Raw genomic sequence first — 17,859 nt, 5'->3', positions numbered from 1 at the left:
TTCTACTCCCGCACTTCAAGCCACTGGTCAATGTTCCCAAAATGTACCGCCTGCAGGTTATCTATATCAACCAGTTGTGGGAAGCTGTTTCTGATAATCAGGGCACCATTTTTTAATGTAGGAAGTTTTTCATATGCCTTAAGAATTGTTTCCTGCACAGCATCCCCACAATCAGAGTCATTCTTCAGAATGGACTTTGATATATGATACAGCATGGCTTCTGCATCCCGAACCTCCCTAATAAATGCATCTTTTGTCATAACTTTGTCTTCTCCTTTTGTCCGACCGGATTACTACACGTGTTTGCTTTTTTCTTTTACACTGATTAGATGCATCAGGATGACGATAAGTTCTCATAAAAAATTCTTATGCTAACAAAAAAGCCAGAAAATCCTTTACTGATTTTCTGGCTTCTGCTTTACCTTATTCCATATCTTTTTGTAATCCGTTCATCCAACAATATCTATCTGGCACGCTTTCATGGCCTTCAGTGCAGTTTCCTGCATATCTCGTGTAAAAAAACTGTTCCTTTGAAATTTCTGATTTTCTCTTCTACTTTAGGAACAATTACGACGGCTTCTTTCGTTCCAAGAGCTCCATCAATAAAATCATTCTGCATATATCTTGATTATTAAATACGAGCTACACCGGTTCTCTTTGCTGCCTCAGCAACCGCTTTGGCTACCGCTGGTCCTACTCGCTTATCAAATGCCTTCGGAATGATATACTCCGGAGAAAGTTCCTCATCTGTGATCAGATTTGCAAGTGCTTCAGACGCTGCCAACTTCATTTCGTCATTGATTTCTTTTGCTCTCACATCAAATGCACCACGGAAGATTCCCGGGAAAGCAAGTACGTTGTTGATCTGGTTCGGGAAATCACTTCTTCCTGTGGAAACAACTTTTGCTCCGCCTGCCTTTGCATCATCCGGGAAAATCTCCGGAATCGGGTTCGCACATGCAAAAACAACTGCATCTTTGTTCATGGTCTTAACCATCTCTGTTGTAACAGCACCCGGTGCAGAAACACCGATAAATACATCTGCGCCAACCAGCATATCTGCAAGAGAACCGGATTTTTTAGCCAGGTTAGTAACTTTAGCCATTTCATCTTTGACCGGATTCATGCCTTCCGGGCGTCCCTCGTAGATTGCACCCTTTCTGTCGCAGAGAGTGATATCTTTGAATCCTGCTGTCAGAAGGAGACGTGCAATAGAAATTGCAGCAGCTCCTGCTCCGTTCATAACGATACGAACATCTTCTTTTTTCTTTCCTACAACCTTCAGTGCGTTGGTCAGACCGGCAAGAGTGATGATAGCTGTACCATGCTGATCGTCGTGGAAAATCGGGATATCACATTTTTCTTTTAATTTCTTCTCAATTTCAAAACATCTCGGTGCTGAAATATCTTCCAGATTTACTCCGCCAAAAGAACCGGAGATCAGATAAATTGTATTAACGATCTCATCTACATCATTGCTCTTGATACAAAGAGGGAATGCATCTACATCGCCAAATGCCTTGAAAAGTACACATTTTCCTTCCATTACCGGCATTCCGGCCTCTGGTCCGATGTTTCCAAGTCCAAGAACAGCTGAGCCGTCAGTTACTACCAGACACATGTTCCATCTTCTGGTAAGATCATAAGATTTATCCACATCCTTCTGGATTTCAAGACAAGGCTGTGCAACACCTGGTGTATAGGCAAGTGACAGATCATCTTTATTTTCTACAGGTACTCTTGTTACAACTTCAATCTTACCTTTCCATTCTCCATGCAATCTTAAAGATTCTTTTGCATAATCCATTTCTATTGTCCTCCCTGGTATCTTAAATTTTGTAAAAACGTATCATTCGACTCTTCTATTGTTGCTGTTCACTCCGTTCACAGCAATCTTCTAATCTATTAATAATTACCGGTAAAGAATTTGCTTTCTTTTGGAAGCTCATATCCGTCAAAATATTTATCAAAGTCAAGTTTGAGATATCCACACAGATTAGCAAGTTCGACCATCGTATTATCGTTTACAGGTAATCCATGCTCTCTTCTGTCTTTTTCTGCCAAAACTTCTTTTTCACCATGTGTATAAATACGATCTTTGCCTTCTGCCTTCGGACTTTCTCTCAAAGCTTCCAGGTATTCTGAAAAGTGTCTGCGGATTGCCTGAGGATCACCAAATGCAGCCGGATCGATTGCCATAAATCCATGGCAGATTCCTGTTTTATCCGGGAATGTGCAACAATGATCCGAAGTAACACCCATAGAAAGAATGGAACTGAACAGTTCACACAGCATACCATATCCATATCCCTTGTGGCTTCCTGTAACCTCTTCATTTCCACCAAGAGGCATGATTCCACCGCCCTTCTTTGCAACAATATTGGAAAGGACATCCGGTGCATCTGTACTTGCATGACCATCTTTGTCCAGCGCCCATCCATTCGGAAGCGGTTTCTCCATTTTGTTGTACATTTCGAGTTTTCCTCTTGTAACTACCGTGGTAGAAGAGTCAAAGAAAAACGGATACGGATCTGCCGGCATAGCTACTGCGATTGGGTTTGATCCAAGCATGGCTTTTTTGCCAAACGTAGGAACCATAATAGCCTCTGAATTTGTACAGGCCATTCCCAGAAGTCCCTCATCGCACGCCATCTTTGCATAATATCCGGCGATACCGAAATGATTGGACTCACGGACAGTTACAATTCCAACTCCGGTTCTTTTGGCTTTTTCGATTGCTTTTTTCATTGCATAAACGGAAATAAGCTGTCCCATTCCATTATGACCATCAATCACTGCAGATATCGGTGTTTCAAATACAATTTCAGGCTTTGCCTGCGGATGGATCGTTCCCTTTTCGATTCCCTTATGATAACGCACCATTCTCTGCATACCATGACTTTCAATTCCATAAAGGTCAGCCGTAAGAAGTACATCCTTGATCTGATTGCTTTCTTCCTCTGAAAAACCAAACGCCTTGAATACGTCTCCGCAAAAATGATTCAGTGTCTCATATGACCATTTCACATATCCCATTGTTTCGCCTCTCTTTCTGGTATTGCCTGTTTTATTTATTGGCATTACCAATTTGTATTTTGATTATACCACTGGTATTACCAAAATACAATAGAGATCCTATCAATTCATCCTGTAAAAATGACCAAAATTTCTCAGAATTTTTTTTGCATTTCTTCCATATAACGTTCAATCGTATCCATATGTTCGGACATACATCGTTCCGCCTGTTCTGCATCTCCGTTGATGATCGCCTCAACAAGCCGATGATGCTGGTCATCAACCTCTCTGGCAGAATTATTCTTTTTCATAATGTAATCTCTCGTCCCGGAAACAATACTCTCAGTAAGCTGATCCGCTGCCGCAAGGACACTGTAAACCATCGGGTTATCTGCGATCTTTGCAATCTTCTTATGAAGTTCGCGATCCAGTTCACCTCGTATCTTTTCATCTTCTGCGGCGTCCAGCCGTGCAAGAATCACCCATAATTCTGCTGCATCCAACGGTGTGCACTTTCGCGCCGCAAGAATTGCCGCTTCTCTCTCCAGTGCCGCACGGAACTGCTGATTCTGGCGCAGATATCCATTATTTAATTTAAAAAGTATGGATAAGGGTTCGATCAGCCAGGTATCCAGATCCTCCGTAATATAATTCCCGCCTCCCGGCACCGGCTTGACTATTCCCAGCAGTTCCAGTGCTCTCAAAACTTCTCTGACTGCCGGCCTGGACACTCCCATGATCTCCGCCATTGTCCGCTCCGCCGGAAGGGCATCGCCCGCTTTGAGACTGCCATTCTGAATATTCTCTATAATCTGATTTAAAATCCCGTTAAAAGTCCGTTCATCTCTAATTTCTTTAAACATACTCCATGCCTCCACATCCCATTTCCGTCCGTGTATTCTTACAGGCGGTATCATTTTTTCACTGTCTTTCCCATAGAGTTTATTTTTGATACAACTGTACAGTATGACAGTTATTTCGTAACTGTTCAGTACCCTCACAGTTACGAGTCAAAATGCATTCCAAATCACCTTCGGTGATGGCATTTTGCCTTATATGTCTCGGGATTTTGGCAAAAAACATGCCAAAACGCCTCGCGGGATACTATCTTCTGAATAGTTACGTTATTTCTATAATATAGCATTCCTGACAGTTTACAGCAAGTGGAATGGATTTTGACCAGGCTGCTGTGAACGGAGCGAACAGGGTTCAAAGGATTCATTAAGGAATATATACACCTTTAACAACATTGAATAATTCCTATAATTATGCTAATATTTTTATAATACAATCATATTAAGAAGGGAGGCGTTATTATGGCCTCAACAATACGCGATGTTGCAGCTCGTGCCGGACTTTCTGTAGGTACTGTTTCCAAGTACATTAATGGCAAGACAGTAAAAGAAAGCACACGTCTGGCAATAGAAGAAGCAATCAAAGAACTTGATTTTCACCCAAATAATATAGCTAAAGGACTGCGCAATGCCAAATCATTCTCCGTTGCCATCCTGCTGCCAATGCTTGATTCCACATTTTGTACTTCTATGATCTCATCTATTGAATCCACATTATTACCTTTAGGATACAGTGTTATCGTATGCGAATGCCATAACAATGCCGAAATGGAATTGCGTAAAACACAATATCTTATCGATCGTATGGTTGATGGAATCGTACTGATTCCATATGCCTCTGATGGCAAACAAATCGAAATGATTCAGAAAAGCAATATCCCATTGATTCTCCTTGACCAGGAAATCAAAGATCACGCAACCGACTGCATCGTCCTTGACAATGAACTTGCTGGATTTGAATCTACTCAGCGTTTAATTGATCTGGGACATAAGGATATTGCTATCATAACCGGAAGCCCAAATCATTACACCAGTGTTGGGCGTCTCAACGGCTACAAAAAGGCTATGACAGAGGTTGGTTTAACACTCTGTGATGATTATATTCAATGCGGAGACTACAGTATAGATGGCGGCTATGAGGCCATGCTCCGTCTATGTAAACTCAAAAAAAGACCAACAGCCATATTCATAAGTAATTATGATATGACCATTGGTGCTTATCTTGCAATCAACTATTTACGTTTAAAGATACCGGAGGATATCTCTGTCATTGGATTCGATAACTTTCCTCTTGCAAATGTGGTTAACCCACCGCTATCTTTTGCAGAGCAACCCACCAACCTTATGGGAACAGAAGCTGGCAAACTTCTTTACAAACGAATCTGTGGCGATTACTCTGATTATCCAAAGACTATCATGCATAAACCAACCATGCATTATAAAGAAAGTATCCGACAATTAGTATGATTTAATTTATTCGCAGGAACACAAGTTTATGATTTGTTGTTCCTGTTTTTTTAATTCTATCTGTTCAGCCAGTTTCCTGTTTCTATAGAAAAGGCTTACATTCTGATCTGAAGAAGAACACAGAGATACACTGACAGGTTTTCTGTCTTTCCATGTGATATCCACTTCAATAGCGCCTGCTGCTAAGAGTCCCCTTACTTTTCCATTTTTCCAGCTGTCTGGCAGCGCCGGAAGAATCGTAATTTTGCCTTTCTCGCTGCTAATCAGCATTTCGGCAACGCCGCTTGCACTTCCAAAGTTTCCATCAATCTGGAATACTTCTCGTTCTCCCTCCGTTTCACCTAATGGTGGATGAAGATCAAATAAATTGTCATAAACTGACTGGCGAAGAAGCTCTTCATAGTAGTGATTCGCCTTTGTGCCATCACCTAATCTTGCCCATAAATTAATTAGCCATGCACAGCTCCATCCAATCTGCTGTTTGAAATTTTCAGCTTTTTCTTCTATAAAATTCTGACATGCCTGTACTAATTCTGTATCGGTTTTCTTGATTGAATGCCCCGGATGGAATCCAAATACAGGTGAAAAATGTCTGTGTCCAACATCTGACTTTTCAAAATCTTTGATCCATTCCTGAATCATTCCTGTTTTTCCAATCTGATAACCAGGAAGCAGTTTGCTGCGTTCTTTCACCAGTTTGATCAAATCTTCTTCGATTCCTAATACATCCGCTGCCGCTAAATAATTTGCAAATAACTCTTTTATGATTGCCAGATCCATTGTGGTCATATAGCTTACGCCGCAGGAGTGTCCTTCATCATCTTCAAATGTGTTCTCAGGTGAAGTAGACGGCGCCGTATAATAGAGTCCATCTTCTCTCTGCTGCATCCAGTCAAGGCAAAAGAGCACAGATCCTCTCAGTGACGGATATATTTTATTTTTTAAAGTTTTCATATCTTCGGAATATCTGAAATATTCATAACTCTGTGAGCACAGCCAAACACCACCCATTGGCCAGTATGCATACTTAGGCTCACCATCTACAGGACCGGTCTGTCTCCAGATATCCACATTATGGTTTGCTGTCCACCCGGAACAATGGCACTGTTTCTTTGCAGTTTCTTCTCCGGCATGACTCAGCTCTTCAACAAAATCAACAAATGGTTCAAAACTCTCAATCAAATTGCACGGACCATTGAACCAATAATTCATTTCTGTATTAATGTTCGTCGTCCAGTTGCTACTCCACACCGGCCTGATGCTTTCACTCCAGATTCCCTGCAGGTTAGCCGGCTGCGTACCTTTTCTTGAACTGGCAATCATAAGATATCGATTATAGTGGAAAAACAGACAGGATAATCCCAGATCCTGTTTTCCATTTTGAACCCGTCTCAGACGTTCGTCTGTCGGCAAGTTATTTTCTGTTCCATCCAATTCAAGTGATACATTTTTATAAACGGACTGATAGTCTGCTATATGTTCTTTCTCAAGTTCATCATATGTTTTCGAGTTTAATATCCTGATCTGATCACGACAGTTCTTCTCACATGCTTCCGGATTTGTTTCAATCTTCTGGTCATATCCCTTATAGCCATCTGCCGCAGTGAGATAGAATACAATTTCGTCAGCATCCTTAATGCTCAAACTATCGGAACTTACTGTAGCACTTCCACCTATATGAACAGCCTGTAAATAACAGCAAAATGCCATTCCTGGATTTTTCTCTTCGTAAACGATTGGATGATCACATTCCACATAATTGGGCTGAACATTTGATGGTGCATTTCCGCTGATAAGTAAACAATTATTATTTTCAGTTTTAGCTAAATGCTCTACCTTACTGTCAAGCTCGACTCTTAAACTCAGTTTATCTGGTCCATTTGATGTAATTCTGATCACAAGTGCTTTTGCCGGATTTGATATAAACATTCTAGATGTATAAACAGTTTCATGCGCTTTAAATTCTGAAGTGAGTATTGCCTTTTCCAGATCAAGAGAACGCACATATTCCTGTGGTTCCTCAATCTTTTCAAACTCATAATTAAGGATTCCCAAAGGCATATAGGATTCATTGTAAAAACCGAGCATATTTTCTTTCATGTACTGCTCAGCTTCCCAGAATTTTTCCTCAAAGAGCAGTTTCCTTGCATACTCAAGTGTATCTGTGGATACTTCTTTTTCTTCCCGGTGCCCTGTTCCTGACCAAAATGTATCATAGTTTAAAGTAATCTTTTCCTCCGGAACGCCTCCATAAACCATTGCTCCAAGAGATCCATTTCCAAGAGGCAACGCCTCTGTAAATGATTTCGCTGGTGAAATATATTTTAATGTTTTATTCATAGAATTAAACCTTTCGTGTTTATTCTTTTACCGCACCTGAAGTAATTCCATTTACAATAAATTTCTGTGCAAAGGTAAATATCAGAATACTTGGAATGGAAATCAACACAAGGGCTGCATTGTATCTTCCAAGATTCTGCGGAGTCATTCCATATGCCCCTTTAAATGCATTTACCGCAACTGTTGTGGTATACGCTTTATCTTTTGTAAGGAACATCAACGGGAAAAGGAAATCCTGGAAAGACCACATAATCTGCAGTACTGCAAGGTTGATGATCGCCGGTTTTGCCAATGGCAGATAAATACTGAAGAAACAGCGCTGAATGGATGCACCATCCACATTTGCTGATTCCATCAGTTCAGTCGGAAGTCCGTCGAAAAAGTTTTTCATCATGAGTACTCCAAACGGAATTGTGATCAGACATTCCGAAAGAATGATTGCTACATGTGTATTATACAAATGTGCTGTCTTATAAATATAGAAGAATGGGATGATCAGGATTGGTCCTGAAATTGCAAGACACATTAACACAAGGTTGTAAATAAATTTTCTTCCTGTAAATTCAATCTTTGAAAATGCAAAGCCGGAGAATGAGCAGATCAACACCAGAAGCGCAGATGCAAAGACTGCATTGATAATTGAGTTTATAAAATACTGATAAAACGGTACGCCATTTACTTCATTTGTAAGAACATACCAGTAGTTTTCTAATCCATGTACTTTTAAAGAGTCTTTTAACAAAGAATAAATCGGCACACACCATAAAGCCAGCATTACTGCCAGAAAAATGATCATTCCTCTTCTGTTCGCTTTTGAAATGGCAAACAGATCCTGTTCCATTTCAAAATCTTTTTCTTTCATCTTCTTTATTTTTTTCATTTTCTACACCTACCCGTTCTTTGATGTCAGCTTTAACTGAATAAATGAAATAATAAATGCAACAATTAATACAATGATCGCCGCAGCACAGACAAGTCCGATGTTTGATCCTGCTGAACGTGTAGCACGATAGATATAGGTTCCGATGATCTCCGTACATCCTCCCGGACCTCCGTCTGTCATCAGATAAACTCGTTCCATTTCTCGGAAACCACCAAGAAGCATGGAAAGAATGATTGTTTTATGTGTATTTTTCAGAACCGGAAAAATGATCAGTAACAGCTGGTCTTTCATTCCGGCTCCATCGATTGTTGCTGCTTCCAGAATACTTCTGCTGATCGTTGTCAGATCCGCCGTATAATACATGATCGGGATACCTATCATGAAAATGGAAACGGAACACACAGCTCCCATTGCCAGTTTCGGATCTGCAAGCCATCTCTGCGCAAGTGCGCCAAGTCCGACACCTCTTAAGATCTGGTTTACAATACCATTCTTGTACTCAAGCATTGATCCAAAAACAGTTGCCATCAGTGCGATTGGAAGCATTGACGGAATAAAGAACAATGCATGGAAAAATCTTTTTCCTTTGATTTTAAAATTCAAAATAATTGCTATGATAAATCCAAAAGTTAAACCACAAAAAATATTAGCTGTTGATAAAATAAAGGTATTTAAGAGTGATTTCCAAAAACTCTTATCCTTAAAAATTGTTTGATAGTTTGCTAAACCAACAAATTCTGATCTGCGAAATGTTATCGTTACATCTCTGAAACTGTTTGAGATCAGGAAGTAGAAACTATAGCCTAACAAACCTATAAAAATAACAATTAACGGAAGCAGAAATAAAAATCCCGCTCTGTTATTCTTTTTAGCCACCTTCAGTCCTGTTTTTTTACCTGTCATCTTAATATCCTCAATTCTGTAGAAAAAAGGCTTCCAACTGCTCTGCCTGTTTTTATACCAGTCATGCAGTCAGAAGCCTCCTCTTTTATGCTGCCATCAGATTTTCATTTATCTGTTCTGATTAATACTTTCCACTTGTCCATTCTTTCTGAAGATCTTCCAACGCACTCTCTGTGGATACTGATCCGTTCAGTACGCTCTGAACTGCTGCACCTTCAACATCAGAATAACCAGAAACGTTATTTCTGTCTGCGGTTGCTGTGTTGATCAGATCAACAATGGTATCCCATCCAGCTTTGGATTCCTCTGTATCAAATAATGATTCATCCACTGCAAAATCCTTTTTAGCAGAAGTTCCTGTAAGCTGTTTTCCAAAGATATCTGCTCCATCGCCTAATGTCATATATGCAACAAACTTAGCTGCAGCTTCTTTCTTCTCTGAATAGTCAACCACACCGATTCCGGAGTCAATATAAGAACGTACGGTAAGCTGTCCATCATCTTCTGCTGTTGGAAGTGCCATAGCACCAACATTTTCAAGTTCGATTCCGTTTTTGTCTCTTAATGTCTTGGACAATAATGGTGCTTCCCAGGAACCCATGTAATAAACAAGTGCATCTCCATTTGTGAATTCTTCTGTTGCACTTGCATAATCCAGGTCAAGTACGTCTGCTGAGAAGATGCCCTCATCAAAATATTTCTTCAAACCGTTGATTGCCTCTTTAAATTCCTCACTGTCAACAGGTTCTCCATCGTATCTCCATTTATTGTAGTAATCTCCCTGCTGTCCAAGAACTGTCAGCATCATTTCATCTACAACCCATGAATCTTTTCCTGCAAATACACTTACATATTTGTCCGGGTATTTTTCTTTAAATGCTTCAGCTACTGCTTTATACTCTTCAAATGTCTTAGGTACTTCCGCACCGATTTCTTTTAAGAGAGCTGCATTATAAAATCCGACCATTGATCCTGAATTTGTGAGTACCAGCATCTTTGTATCTCCGCCTGTCAGCTGGTTTCCCTGCTCAAGACACTTCTCTGAATAAGCATCTTTCCAGTCTTCTCCTGCTGCTTCCGGCATCAATTCATCCAGATTTGCCAGATAATCCTGAACTTCTTCTGCAAATGCTGACGGCTGAACTCCAATAACATCAATATCTTCCTCTGTACTTAATGCCAGCGGAACTTTTTCCTGGAATGCCTTACTCTCCATTACTGTCATGTTGATCTTAATGTCAGGGTTTTCCTTTTCAAACGCATCAACAGTCTCCTGAATCTGGTCTTTACTCGGGAACCAGGTCCAGTAATTTAATGTGATCTGTTCTCCCTCTGAAGCACTGTCTTCTACTTTCTTTGTTTCTTTTACTTCTTTTTCTGATGAGCCACATCCTGCAAGCATACCAGCTGTCATTGCCATAGCTAATGTCATAGCTAATACTTTGTTTGCTTTCATAAATACCCTCCTGAATATGTGTGTAATACTTAGTGTTTCAAAAGTGAACCGGTTCATTTTTGTTTCAAAAAAAACACTTTCTGTAGACTATAATACATTTAACATATGACAGTGTCAACCGCTTTTGTGCATTTTGTCGTATGTGACAATTTAAGCGCATTAATTTTGTTTGTTTTTTACAATTTTTCATTTATAAATTCTTATTAAAACAAAAAAGGCCAGAAAATCCTTTACTGATTTTCTGGCTTCTGCTTTACTTTATTCTATAAATTTATAGTAGCATGCAGATTTTAGGTCACCAACTGAATTTTTATAAATAATAATCAAAGAAAAGAGCACGAAAATTTTTATCATCAAATACAGGCATATTTCCAGAACAATCTTTTTCTATTTCATCTATGCATTGGATAACCTCCGTGAAAAATGCATCCAATTGTTTATTATCATCCAAATCCAATACTTCTTCATCTGGTGCTTCTATAGTCGCCTTAAAAATCACTCTTCCAAAATCGTTATTATGCAAAGCAGCTGTTGCAGACCACCATAATGCTTTCTCATAATCGTCAAAAAAATATACTCCCTGTCCCAGCCAATGATCAGCACGATAGTTGCATTTCGCAGGATCAAATCCATTGCTTTCTATACTGTCTTTATGTTTTGAACAGGTTCCATGATATCCTATTTCATTCATTCTTTACTCTCTTTTGGATTTTTATCAACGTCACTTTTTAAGTAACTCAATTTCAGATTTTATTCAATACAGATATGATTATATATTTTACCACGCTCAAGCAAGCTCTGCAATCTCATTTAGAGTCATTCTTCAAAATAGACTTTGATATATGATACAGCATGGCTTCTGCATCCCGAACCTCCTTAATAAATGCATCTTTTGTCATAACTTTGTCTTCTCCTTTTATCCGGCCGGATTTATATACGTTTTTGTTTTACACTAATTAGATGCATATACAGGCAAATTGGTTCTCGTAATAGCAGATCTTTATAAATATTTACTTGTCTCCCGTAGAAACTGCCCACCCCGCCTGTACTCTTTGTATCACGCTGCCATCACGTGCATCGATAGTAAGGAGTGGAACACCTGCATCATCCATCGTCACGTCTCCCATGACCAGTGTTCCGTCAGAAATAAAACTTCTATTTGAAATGTTTTTAAAGTGCATTCCTGACAAAATTGAAAAATCCGATGGTGACCTAAAAACCTAAATTCCTATGGAAGAGTAAATTATAGTTTCCTGCCCCTCTCTCCTCTAATCCCAAAATAGAGATGTAGTGAGTATTCCAAAAGAATGGGCGACTATTTTAACAGTCGCCCACCCGCAAATAGAATATTTGGATTCAGGCATTACCCTCGCCTTCCTACGGTCTATAATTAAATTAACATATATTCACCAAATTATCTACTCTTTATTCATTCTCTTGGTTATTAATCTCCTTGATCACCCCTGCCGCCTTCTCTGCATCATCGGTTTTTACAAATATATCCACCCCATATATTCCAAATCCAGGTGCCCCATGCATCGCAACATTCGCACCTGATTCCTGCGAAAAAGCTACTATTCCATTTTGCTTTAACATTTCCATGATTTGTTCTGTCTCTACTATATTTTGTGCATTGTAAATCTTAATATATTCCATCTTAGATAATGAAGCCGCTTTTTCATCCTGATCATTTGCTGGCCTTTGATTCTTTTTCTGATTGATAAATGCCAAGATTCTAAGAATAATAAATTCCACAATAGTAATGCCAATCAAAAACTCCAATGCTAATCGTGTTATCTGTGTTTCTGTAGCTCCCATTTTTAGCAAGCATACACCATAGATGGCAGAAAAAATTTCTGCACATATCACACTGGTAAGAAAATCTCTCCATATGGTAGCACTTTTTGGCAGACATTTATCCCATATTCCATTGTATACCATAATAGCTGCATACAGGATTCCTCCTGCTAAAACGCTTATTGTTTCTCCTAAAACAAAGCGAATATCCACTGTCAATAGCATCTGAATAATAATTGCCACAACACCAATCATAAACATTGATGCAAATGCAAGATTTCCAGCTTTTAATGCTTTTCGTTTCGCCCATTCTTCATACACTGCAACTTTGTCCAGAGTTTCTTTCATCTCTTTATTCATAGTCTGGCTCCTTTCTCCATCCAGGAGCTCTCTCATTTCAACATCATAATACTCAGCAAGTTCAACAAGTATACTAAGATCCGGCAGATTTGTTCCTGTTTCCCATCTGGAAACTGTTCTTGCGGATACTCCAAACTTTTCAGCAAGCTGCTCTTGTGTCAGATTTTTTTCCTTACGACATTGCTTTAAAAAAGCTCCAATCTTTTTCGTGTCCATGCTCCTACCTCTCTTTCACTTACAGCTTACCAACATGCTCCCAAATTACCACGACATAAAACGAGAATCCACTAATTTTCAACCAGACATTGTATGTCTAAAATATTTTAACGTTATTTTGTCTTCAAAAACCTTTTAAGCTTTTGTCTTATTTTACCATAGCCCATTCTAAAGTACCATTCTATATTTGCCCATATACAAGTAATCACATAAAGTAAAAATGCTTCAAACACTGTTCTCCTTTTTACCTAGTATATCTTAACAAACCAAAGTAAGGAGCCCATTACTTGAATGAGTAGTGGTTTTTTTCTGATTAAAAAAATTTGAATTCTTTTGTTACCATACGAAATTTTTTACGATATATAGTATGAGTAGCGTATTTCTTTTACATAAGGTAACACATTTTACAAAATTTTATCTTTTTTATATCAATCACCCCTCTCCCCATCGAAAACCTCAATTATCATCGTCTCACCCTGTCGGAAAACAACTTTTCCCAGCGAAGTTAAGAATTCGCTATTGATCTCTCCATACTTCTCAACTTCACAGCTTCCAATAAATAAATAGGAAATCTTGTACTTTTCTATCAAGGATTTTATTTGCTCAGCGTTGCTTGAAGTGTATATGGTCTGCACATCTTCTTTTCGTTGATTTTCCTCTTCCAAATTATTTCTCCACAGCCATTCATGCACATACCAGCCTAAAACCGTTGGCAGTCCTGTCATTGCCGAAACACGGTTATCATAATCCTTATAACTGTCCCCACTGGCTTCAAGAACAACAGGTTGTCCATTGACATTATCATTTAGCCAGCGGATTCCAGCGGCATCATCAGGAATCGCATTTTCCAAATAGTTCGTTGCGTTTAGTGTCTGGTATGCACTTCTTTTCGGGAATCCTCCAAACCAATGAATGATTGCATTTTCCAGGTATCCGCAAGTTGAAATCAGAAGCAGGATCACAATGATCCCTGTCAGGACCTGACGTCTTGGGCACCTCAGCAGTCCTTTACATATTACAGCATTGTCAGCACCATTACATCTTTTTATCCTGGTTACTGTAAATGAAACCAATATATATGCCATCATAATTCCAAACATGATGTATGCCTGATAAGTCAGTTTAAACATGGTATTGGCTCTTGGAGCTGTTTTTTCATAAATATCCCGGACATAAACAATTTCAGGAATAAAGATCAGTCCCATAGCACAAAGTACAAGAACCAGCCCATACAAATCAGGATACTTTACATTGCTAAAAAAACTTCGTATCTTTTTATCTGGAAATGTTCGTATTTTTTTCAGAATTCCAATAACAAATAGTACACAGACCAAAAGCGGGAATGCCCATAATACACAGAACTGGTAAAAAGCAGTATGTATTTTTACGATTCCAATTCCCTGGACCATTACATTTTCAAAAGACAGATGAAATGGAAGTGATGCAAGGAAAGCAGCAGATAGCAGTTCACCCCACTGTATCACACTCCATTTCAATGCTTGGCTTATAAAAGGATCAGAGGAATAACGTTTCAGATTTCCCAAGAGCAATGTTCCGCAGATTACAACGTAATAGATCATAAAATCCCAGGTATTAGAAAAAAGGAACATTCCCAGAAGCAATCCAAGCAGTCCGATTTCTTTCTGTCTCCAACTTTTTCCCGAATTTGTCTTCATCCAGGAATAAAGGATTCCAAGTACCGTCAGGACCAAAAAGACATTGATCACATGGGCATGAAGATCTCCCAGTACAAACGAATAGGACGGAAACTCATGGATTGTCTCATCCCCGGTCACAGCCGGATCAAAACCTATATAACGGGTAGAGCTTGGAAACCAGTAATCTGTTTTTATTTTCAGCAGTCTAAGGATGATTCCATAAATAATATAGTGGAAATTCCCACTCATAGACACCGCCATCCCTGCCAGGATACCACCAAGATCTAAAGACCATTTTCTCCCAGTCCTTAATTTGTCCTTCAACATCTGGCGTACCAGACTAAAGGGAAGAACAAAGGCAAAAGCGGCGACCATAGTCCTCATCAGATTATAAGTGATCTCCACGCTTGTCCCGGTCAGCTTCGTAAGGAATACGGCAAGATACTGTCCACCATAATAATAATTAAAAGACTTTCCGGCAAACCACATATCTTGGGCTGGTAAGGTTGTACTTCTCATCATGGACTGCATAAAACCAAAATCCATATATTTTTCCGTTCCATGAGCCGCCGGATGAAATCCCGCCAGATATGTCCAGAAAAGAAACACCAGAAAAAACAGAATTTCTTCCCGGTAAACCAGGGGTGTCTGTTCCCAGGGAAGAGAATTCGTGATTCTGTTCTTACATTTGATTCCATACAAAATACTGCCCAGACAACAAATAACCGTGATGATAACACAAGTCATTCCCGTAAATGGAGTGATTTTTAAACAGGCCAGCAGCCACTGCACATATCCGCATACAGCGACTGCCAGTACTTTAGAAAACATCCAGCCATTATCATCAAAGCCCCTGAATATACGGGATGTTACCGGCATAAATACCAGACCTAGTAGGCATATCATTTCCCACCAGATCAGAAATGTAAAAAAATCAGAACCGAGGAGCCAGTAAGCACCAACTACTAATAAAACAGCCGGTGCAATCTTTATCAAATAATTTCGTTTTATCTTCACATCTGTAACCTTCCCTTTCCTGTTTTTGTTATTCCTAGTTTAAAATACCATTTTCTTCAAGAGTTCCTGTAAATATGGAATACGCTCCCTTTACTTCATAGTTACTGGAAATTTCACCTTCATATTCAACAATTACCAGATCCCCTTCTTTAAGTTCTCCGCTTTCAATCCATCTTCTTATTTTTATATCATCTGTATATACCTTATATTTCTTTCCTGCTTTTGATTTCTTACATAAAACGGTGTCATCAACCATAATATATCCATTTCCTATTTCTGTAACAGTTCCGGATATGGTTGGCAGACTGGTACTGGACTTTGTTTCCGTGGAATGTTTTTGTACATAACTGATGATCTGTCCTGCTGCCTCTTTTCCAATAAAATAACTATATTCATAATCAAAAATATTAGTAGCAAAGTAACCATCCTCAGAAATGTAGATCACCCGGTTATAGACACCCAATGCTTCAGAAGTTGCCGTAAAAGCCAGACATCTTCGATTCTCTCTTTCAAAGAAGTCAATTGTATCATCAAGCTTTGCATCGCCACAGCCATAAAGGATCCGCCAGATCTTCTCATCATTATCCAGCAAAAGCTCCTCTTTTTCCTCATAACCTTCACATTTTGTCGCATAGTTCAACTCTAAGTTTTGAGAAAGTTCATAAAGTTCCAGTAACTTACTTAACGTATCTGGAACCGCCTCTTCATCAGCCGCATAAACATAAAATCCATCCTCATTGCCTACGGCAATCATCAGTTCCTCTGATATGCCCTTAATCTTCCGCACCTCAAATGTTTCCGTGTATGCCTTTCCTGTATCAGAATCAAGCCCTTCTGCCACACAGTTGCCAATTACCTCCCCCATTACCTCTGTATGAATAGAATTCTGACTTTTCGCAGTAAACTGTTTTCCATTAAATTTAACAACAGGATACTTTTCAGCAGGAGTCTTGTATTTCCATGGCCATTCTATCGCCCGTTCTGTTTCAGAAACATGATATTTATATTTACTTTCAGCTATTGTAGCAGTCCGTAAAAAATGTGGAACGAGAATACCTGCAATCATGACTAGCGCCAAACAAGCGGCAACCGGCATCCATTTAATCATAAGATTATGCCTTTTCCTCGGCGGATCTTCCAGTGCTGCCGTGATAAGGTCATCATCAATATAACCGATAGCATTTACAATTCTTGGTATATTCATATGTAGATTCCCTCCTCAATCAGATATTTTTTTAATTTATTTCTGGTACGGGCCAGCATATTCGTTACTTTGCGTTCAGTAAAACCATATTTTTCCGCAATAGCCCTGTTAGATTCGAAATAAAAATACTTTAGAACAAACACCCTCTGAACCTCTTCTTTTTGTTTACGAAGAAAAATACTGATCAATTTTCCAATCTCTTCATCGTTCCTTCCAGGCGCATGCCTTTCATCTGGCAGTACCTCTGTAAGTTCATCCAATGCCATAACCATATCAGCCGACCTCTTTTTAGCCGTCAGATGCCTTAATTTATCTATAGAAATATCTCTGACAATTATAGAAATATAAGCTTTAAATTTTGCAGGCCTTGTCGGTGGGATTCTATTCCACACTTCTAAATAAGTGGTATTTACACACTCTTCCGAATCCTGGCGATTATTCAGGACATTATAGGAAAGTTTATGACAGAGTTTTCCATATTTTATATCCGTTTCCTTAATCGCTTGCTCATTTCTTTCAAAATAGAGCTCTATGATTCTTATATCGTCTATGATATTCACCCCCTCCAAAATGTTCTCAATTATAAAGTCGTCTTTTTTTGATGATCGTCTCAAAAAATTTATATTTTTTTTAATTATAGCATGAAAAAGGAGCATATCATCACGATAGCCCCTTATATTCTCCATAAA

At 39.1% G+C, this 17,859-nt stretch carries 15 protein-coding genes and 1 pseudogene; 1 reads left to right on the top strand and 15 read right to left on the bottom strand.

Annotated elements, in window-relative coordinates:
• Positions 1-2: 2 nt before the first annotated feature.
• From BQ7344_RS16730 to BQ7344_RS12915, 5 genes and pseudogenes are all read right to left on the bottom strand, one after another.
• Positions 3-260 (bottom strand): hypothetical protein, encoded by a 258-nt coding sequence (locus BQ7344_RS16730; protein WP_330392870.1) that lies wholly within the window; start codon positions 258-260, stop codon positions 3-5.
• Between the two features lie 260 nt (positions 261-520).
• Positions 521-619, bottom strand: a pseudogene (locus BQ7344_RS16860) (amidase); the annotation flags it as partial.
• Positions 620-631: 12 nt separating this feature from the next.
• Positions 632-1,807: an NAD(P)-dependent malic enzyme gene (locus tag BQ7344_RS12925; RefSeq protein WP_072522870.1), complete on the bottom strand. Its 1,176-nt coding sequence runs from the start codon at positions 1,805-1,807 to the stop codon at positions 632-634.
• 98 nt (positions 1,808-1,905) lie between these two features.
• Positions 1,906-3,036 carry an Ldh family oxidoreductase gene (locus BQ7344_RS12920; RefSeq protein ID WP_072522869.1) on the bottom strand — a complete coding sequence of 377 codons (1,131 nt, stop codon included), beginning with the start codon at positions 3,034-3,036 and terminating at the stop codon, positions 1,906-1,908.
• A gap of 134 nt (positions 3,037-3,170) precedes the next feature.
• Complete coding sequence (locus BQ7344_RS12915; RefSeq protein WP_072522868.1) at positions 3,171-3,878, bottom strand: FadR/GntR family transcriptional regulator; 708 nt, start codon at positions 3,876-3,878, stop codon at positions 3,171-3,173.
• A 453-nt stretch (positions 3,879-4,331) separates the two neighbouring features.
• On the opposite strand from BQ7344_RS12915, the gene BQ7344_RS12910 reads away from it, so the two are divergent.
• Positions 4,332-5,336, top strand: coding sequence for a LacI family DNA-binding transcriptional regulator (locus BQ7344_RS12910; protein WP_072522867.1), 1,005 nt, complete (start codon positions 4,332-4,334; stop codon positions 5,334-5,336).
• Between the two features lie 6 nt (positions 5,337-5,342).
• On the opposite strand, the gene BQ7344_RS12905 is transcribed toward BQ7344_RS12910, so the two are convergent.
• The 10 genes from BQ7344_RS12905 to BQ7344_RS12860 form a co-directional block, all read right to left on the bottom strand.
• The gene (locus tag BQ7344_RS12905) at positions 5,343-7,676 is read right to left on the bottom strand and encodes a glycoside hydrolase family 95 protein (protein ID WP_072522866.1); all 2,334 of its coding nucleotides are present in this window, start codon (positions 7,674-7,676) and stop codon (positions 5,343-5,345) included.
• A 19-nt stretch (positions 7,677-7,695) separates the two neighbouring features.
• Positions 7,696-8,538, bottom strand: coding sequence for a carbohydrate ABC transporter permease (locus tag BQ7344_RS12900; protein ID WP_159431379.1), 843 nt, complete (start codon positions 8,536-8,538; stop codon positions 7,696-7,698).
• Positions 8,539-8,565: 27 nt separating this feature from the next.
• Positions 8,566-9,462 (bottom strand): carbohydrate ABC transporter permease, encoded by an 897-nt coding sequence (locus BQ7344_RS12895; protein ID WP_072522865.1) that lies wholly within the window; start codon positions 9,460-9,462, stop codon positions 8,566-8,568.
• A 121-nt stretch (positions 9,463-9,583) separates the two neighbouring features.
• Positions 9,584-10,918 (bottom strand): ABC transporter substrate-binding protein, encoded by a 1,335-nt coding sequence (locus tag BQ7344_RS12890; protein ID WP_072522864.1) that lies wholly within the window; start codon positions 10,916-10,918, stop codon positions 9,584-9,586.
• 310 nt (positions 10,919-11,228) lie between these two features.
• Positions 11,229-11,609, bottom strand: coding sequence for a poly(ADP-ribose) polymerase family protein (locus BQ7344_RS12885; protein ID WP_235816118.1), 381 nt, complete (start codon positions 11,607-11,609; stop codon positions 11,229-11,231).
• Between the two features lie 319 nt (positions 11,610-11,928).
• The gene (locus BQ7344_RS12880) at positions 11,929-12,099 is read right to left on the bottom strand and encodes a DUF6034 family protein (protein ID WP_159431378.1); all 171 of its coding nucleotides are present in this window, start codon (positions 12,097-12,099) and stop codon (positions 11,929-11,931) included.
• Positions 12,100-12,343: 244 nt separating this feature from the next.
• Positions 12,344-13,291, bottom strand: coding sequence for a helix-turn-helix domain-containing protein (locus tag BQ7344_RS12875; RefSeq protein ID WP_072522862.1), 948 nt, complete (start codon positions 13,289-13,291; stop codon positions 12,344-12,346).
• A gap of 428 nt (positions 13,292-13,719) precedes the next feature.
• Positions 13,720-15,966 (bottom strand): DUF2298 domain-containing protein, encoded by a 2,247-nt coding sequence (locus BQ7344_RS12870; protein WP_072522861.1) that lies wholly within the window; start codon positions 15,964-15,966, stop codon positions 13,720-13,722.
• Between the two features lie 34 nt (positions 15,967-16,000).
• A complete protein-coding gene (locus BQ7344_RS12865; RefSeq protein ID WP_072522860.1) occupies positions 16,001-17,170 on the bottom strand; it encodes a hypothetical protein in 1,170 nt (389 codons plus the stop codon).
• The gene (locus BQ7344_RS12860; RefSeq protein ID WP_235816117.1) at positions 17,167-17,856 is read right to left on the bottom strand and encodes an RNA polymerase sigma factor; all 690 of its coding nucleotides are present in this window, start codon (positions 17,854-17,856) and stop codon (positions 17,167-17,169) included. The genes BQ7344_RS12865 and BQ7344_RS12860 overlap by 4 nt, the downstream gene beginning before the upstream one ends.
• Positions 17,857-17,859 lie beyond the last annotated feature (3 nt).

The organism is Blautia sp. Marseille-P3087 (assembly GCF_900120195.1).
Lineage (GTDB): Bacteria > Bacillota > Clostridia > Lachnospirales > Lachnospiraceae > Blautia_A.
Note: the sequence above shows the minus strand (reverse complement) of the source record. Positions and strands in the feature narration are given on the sequence as shown.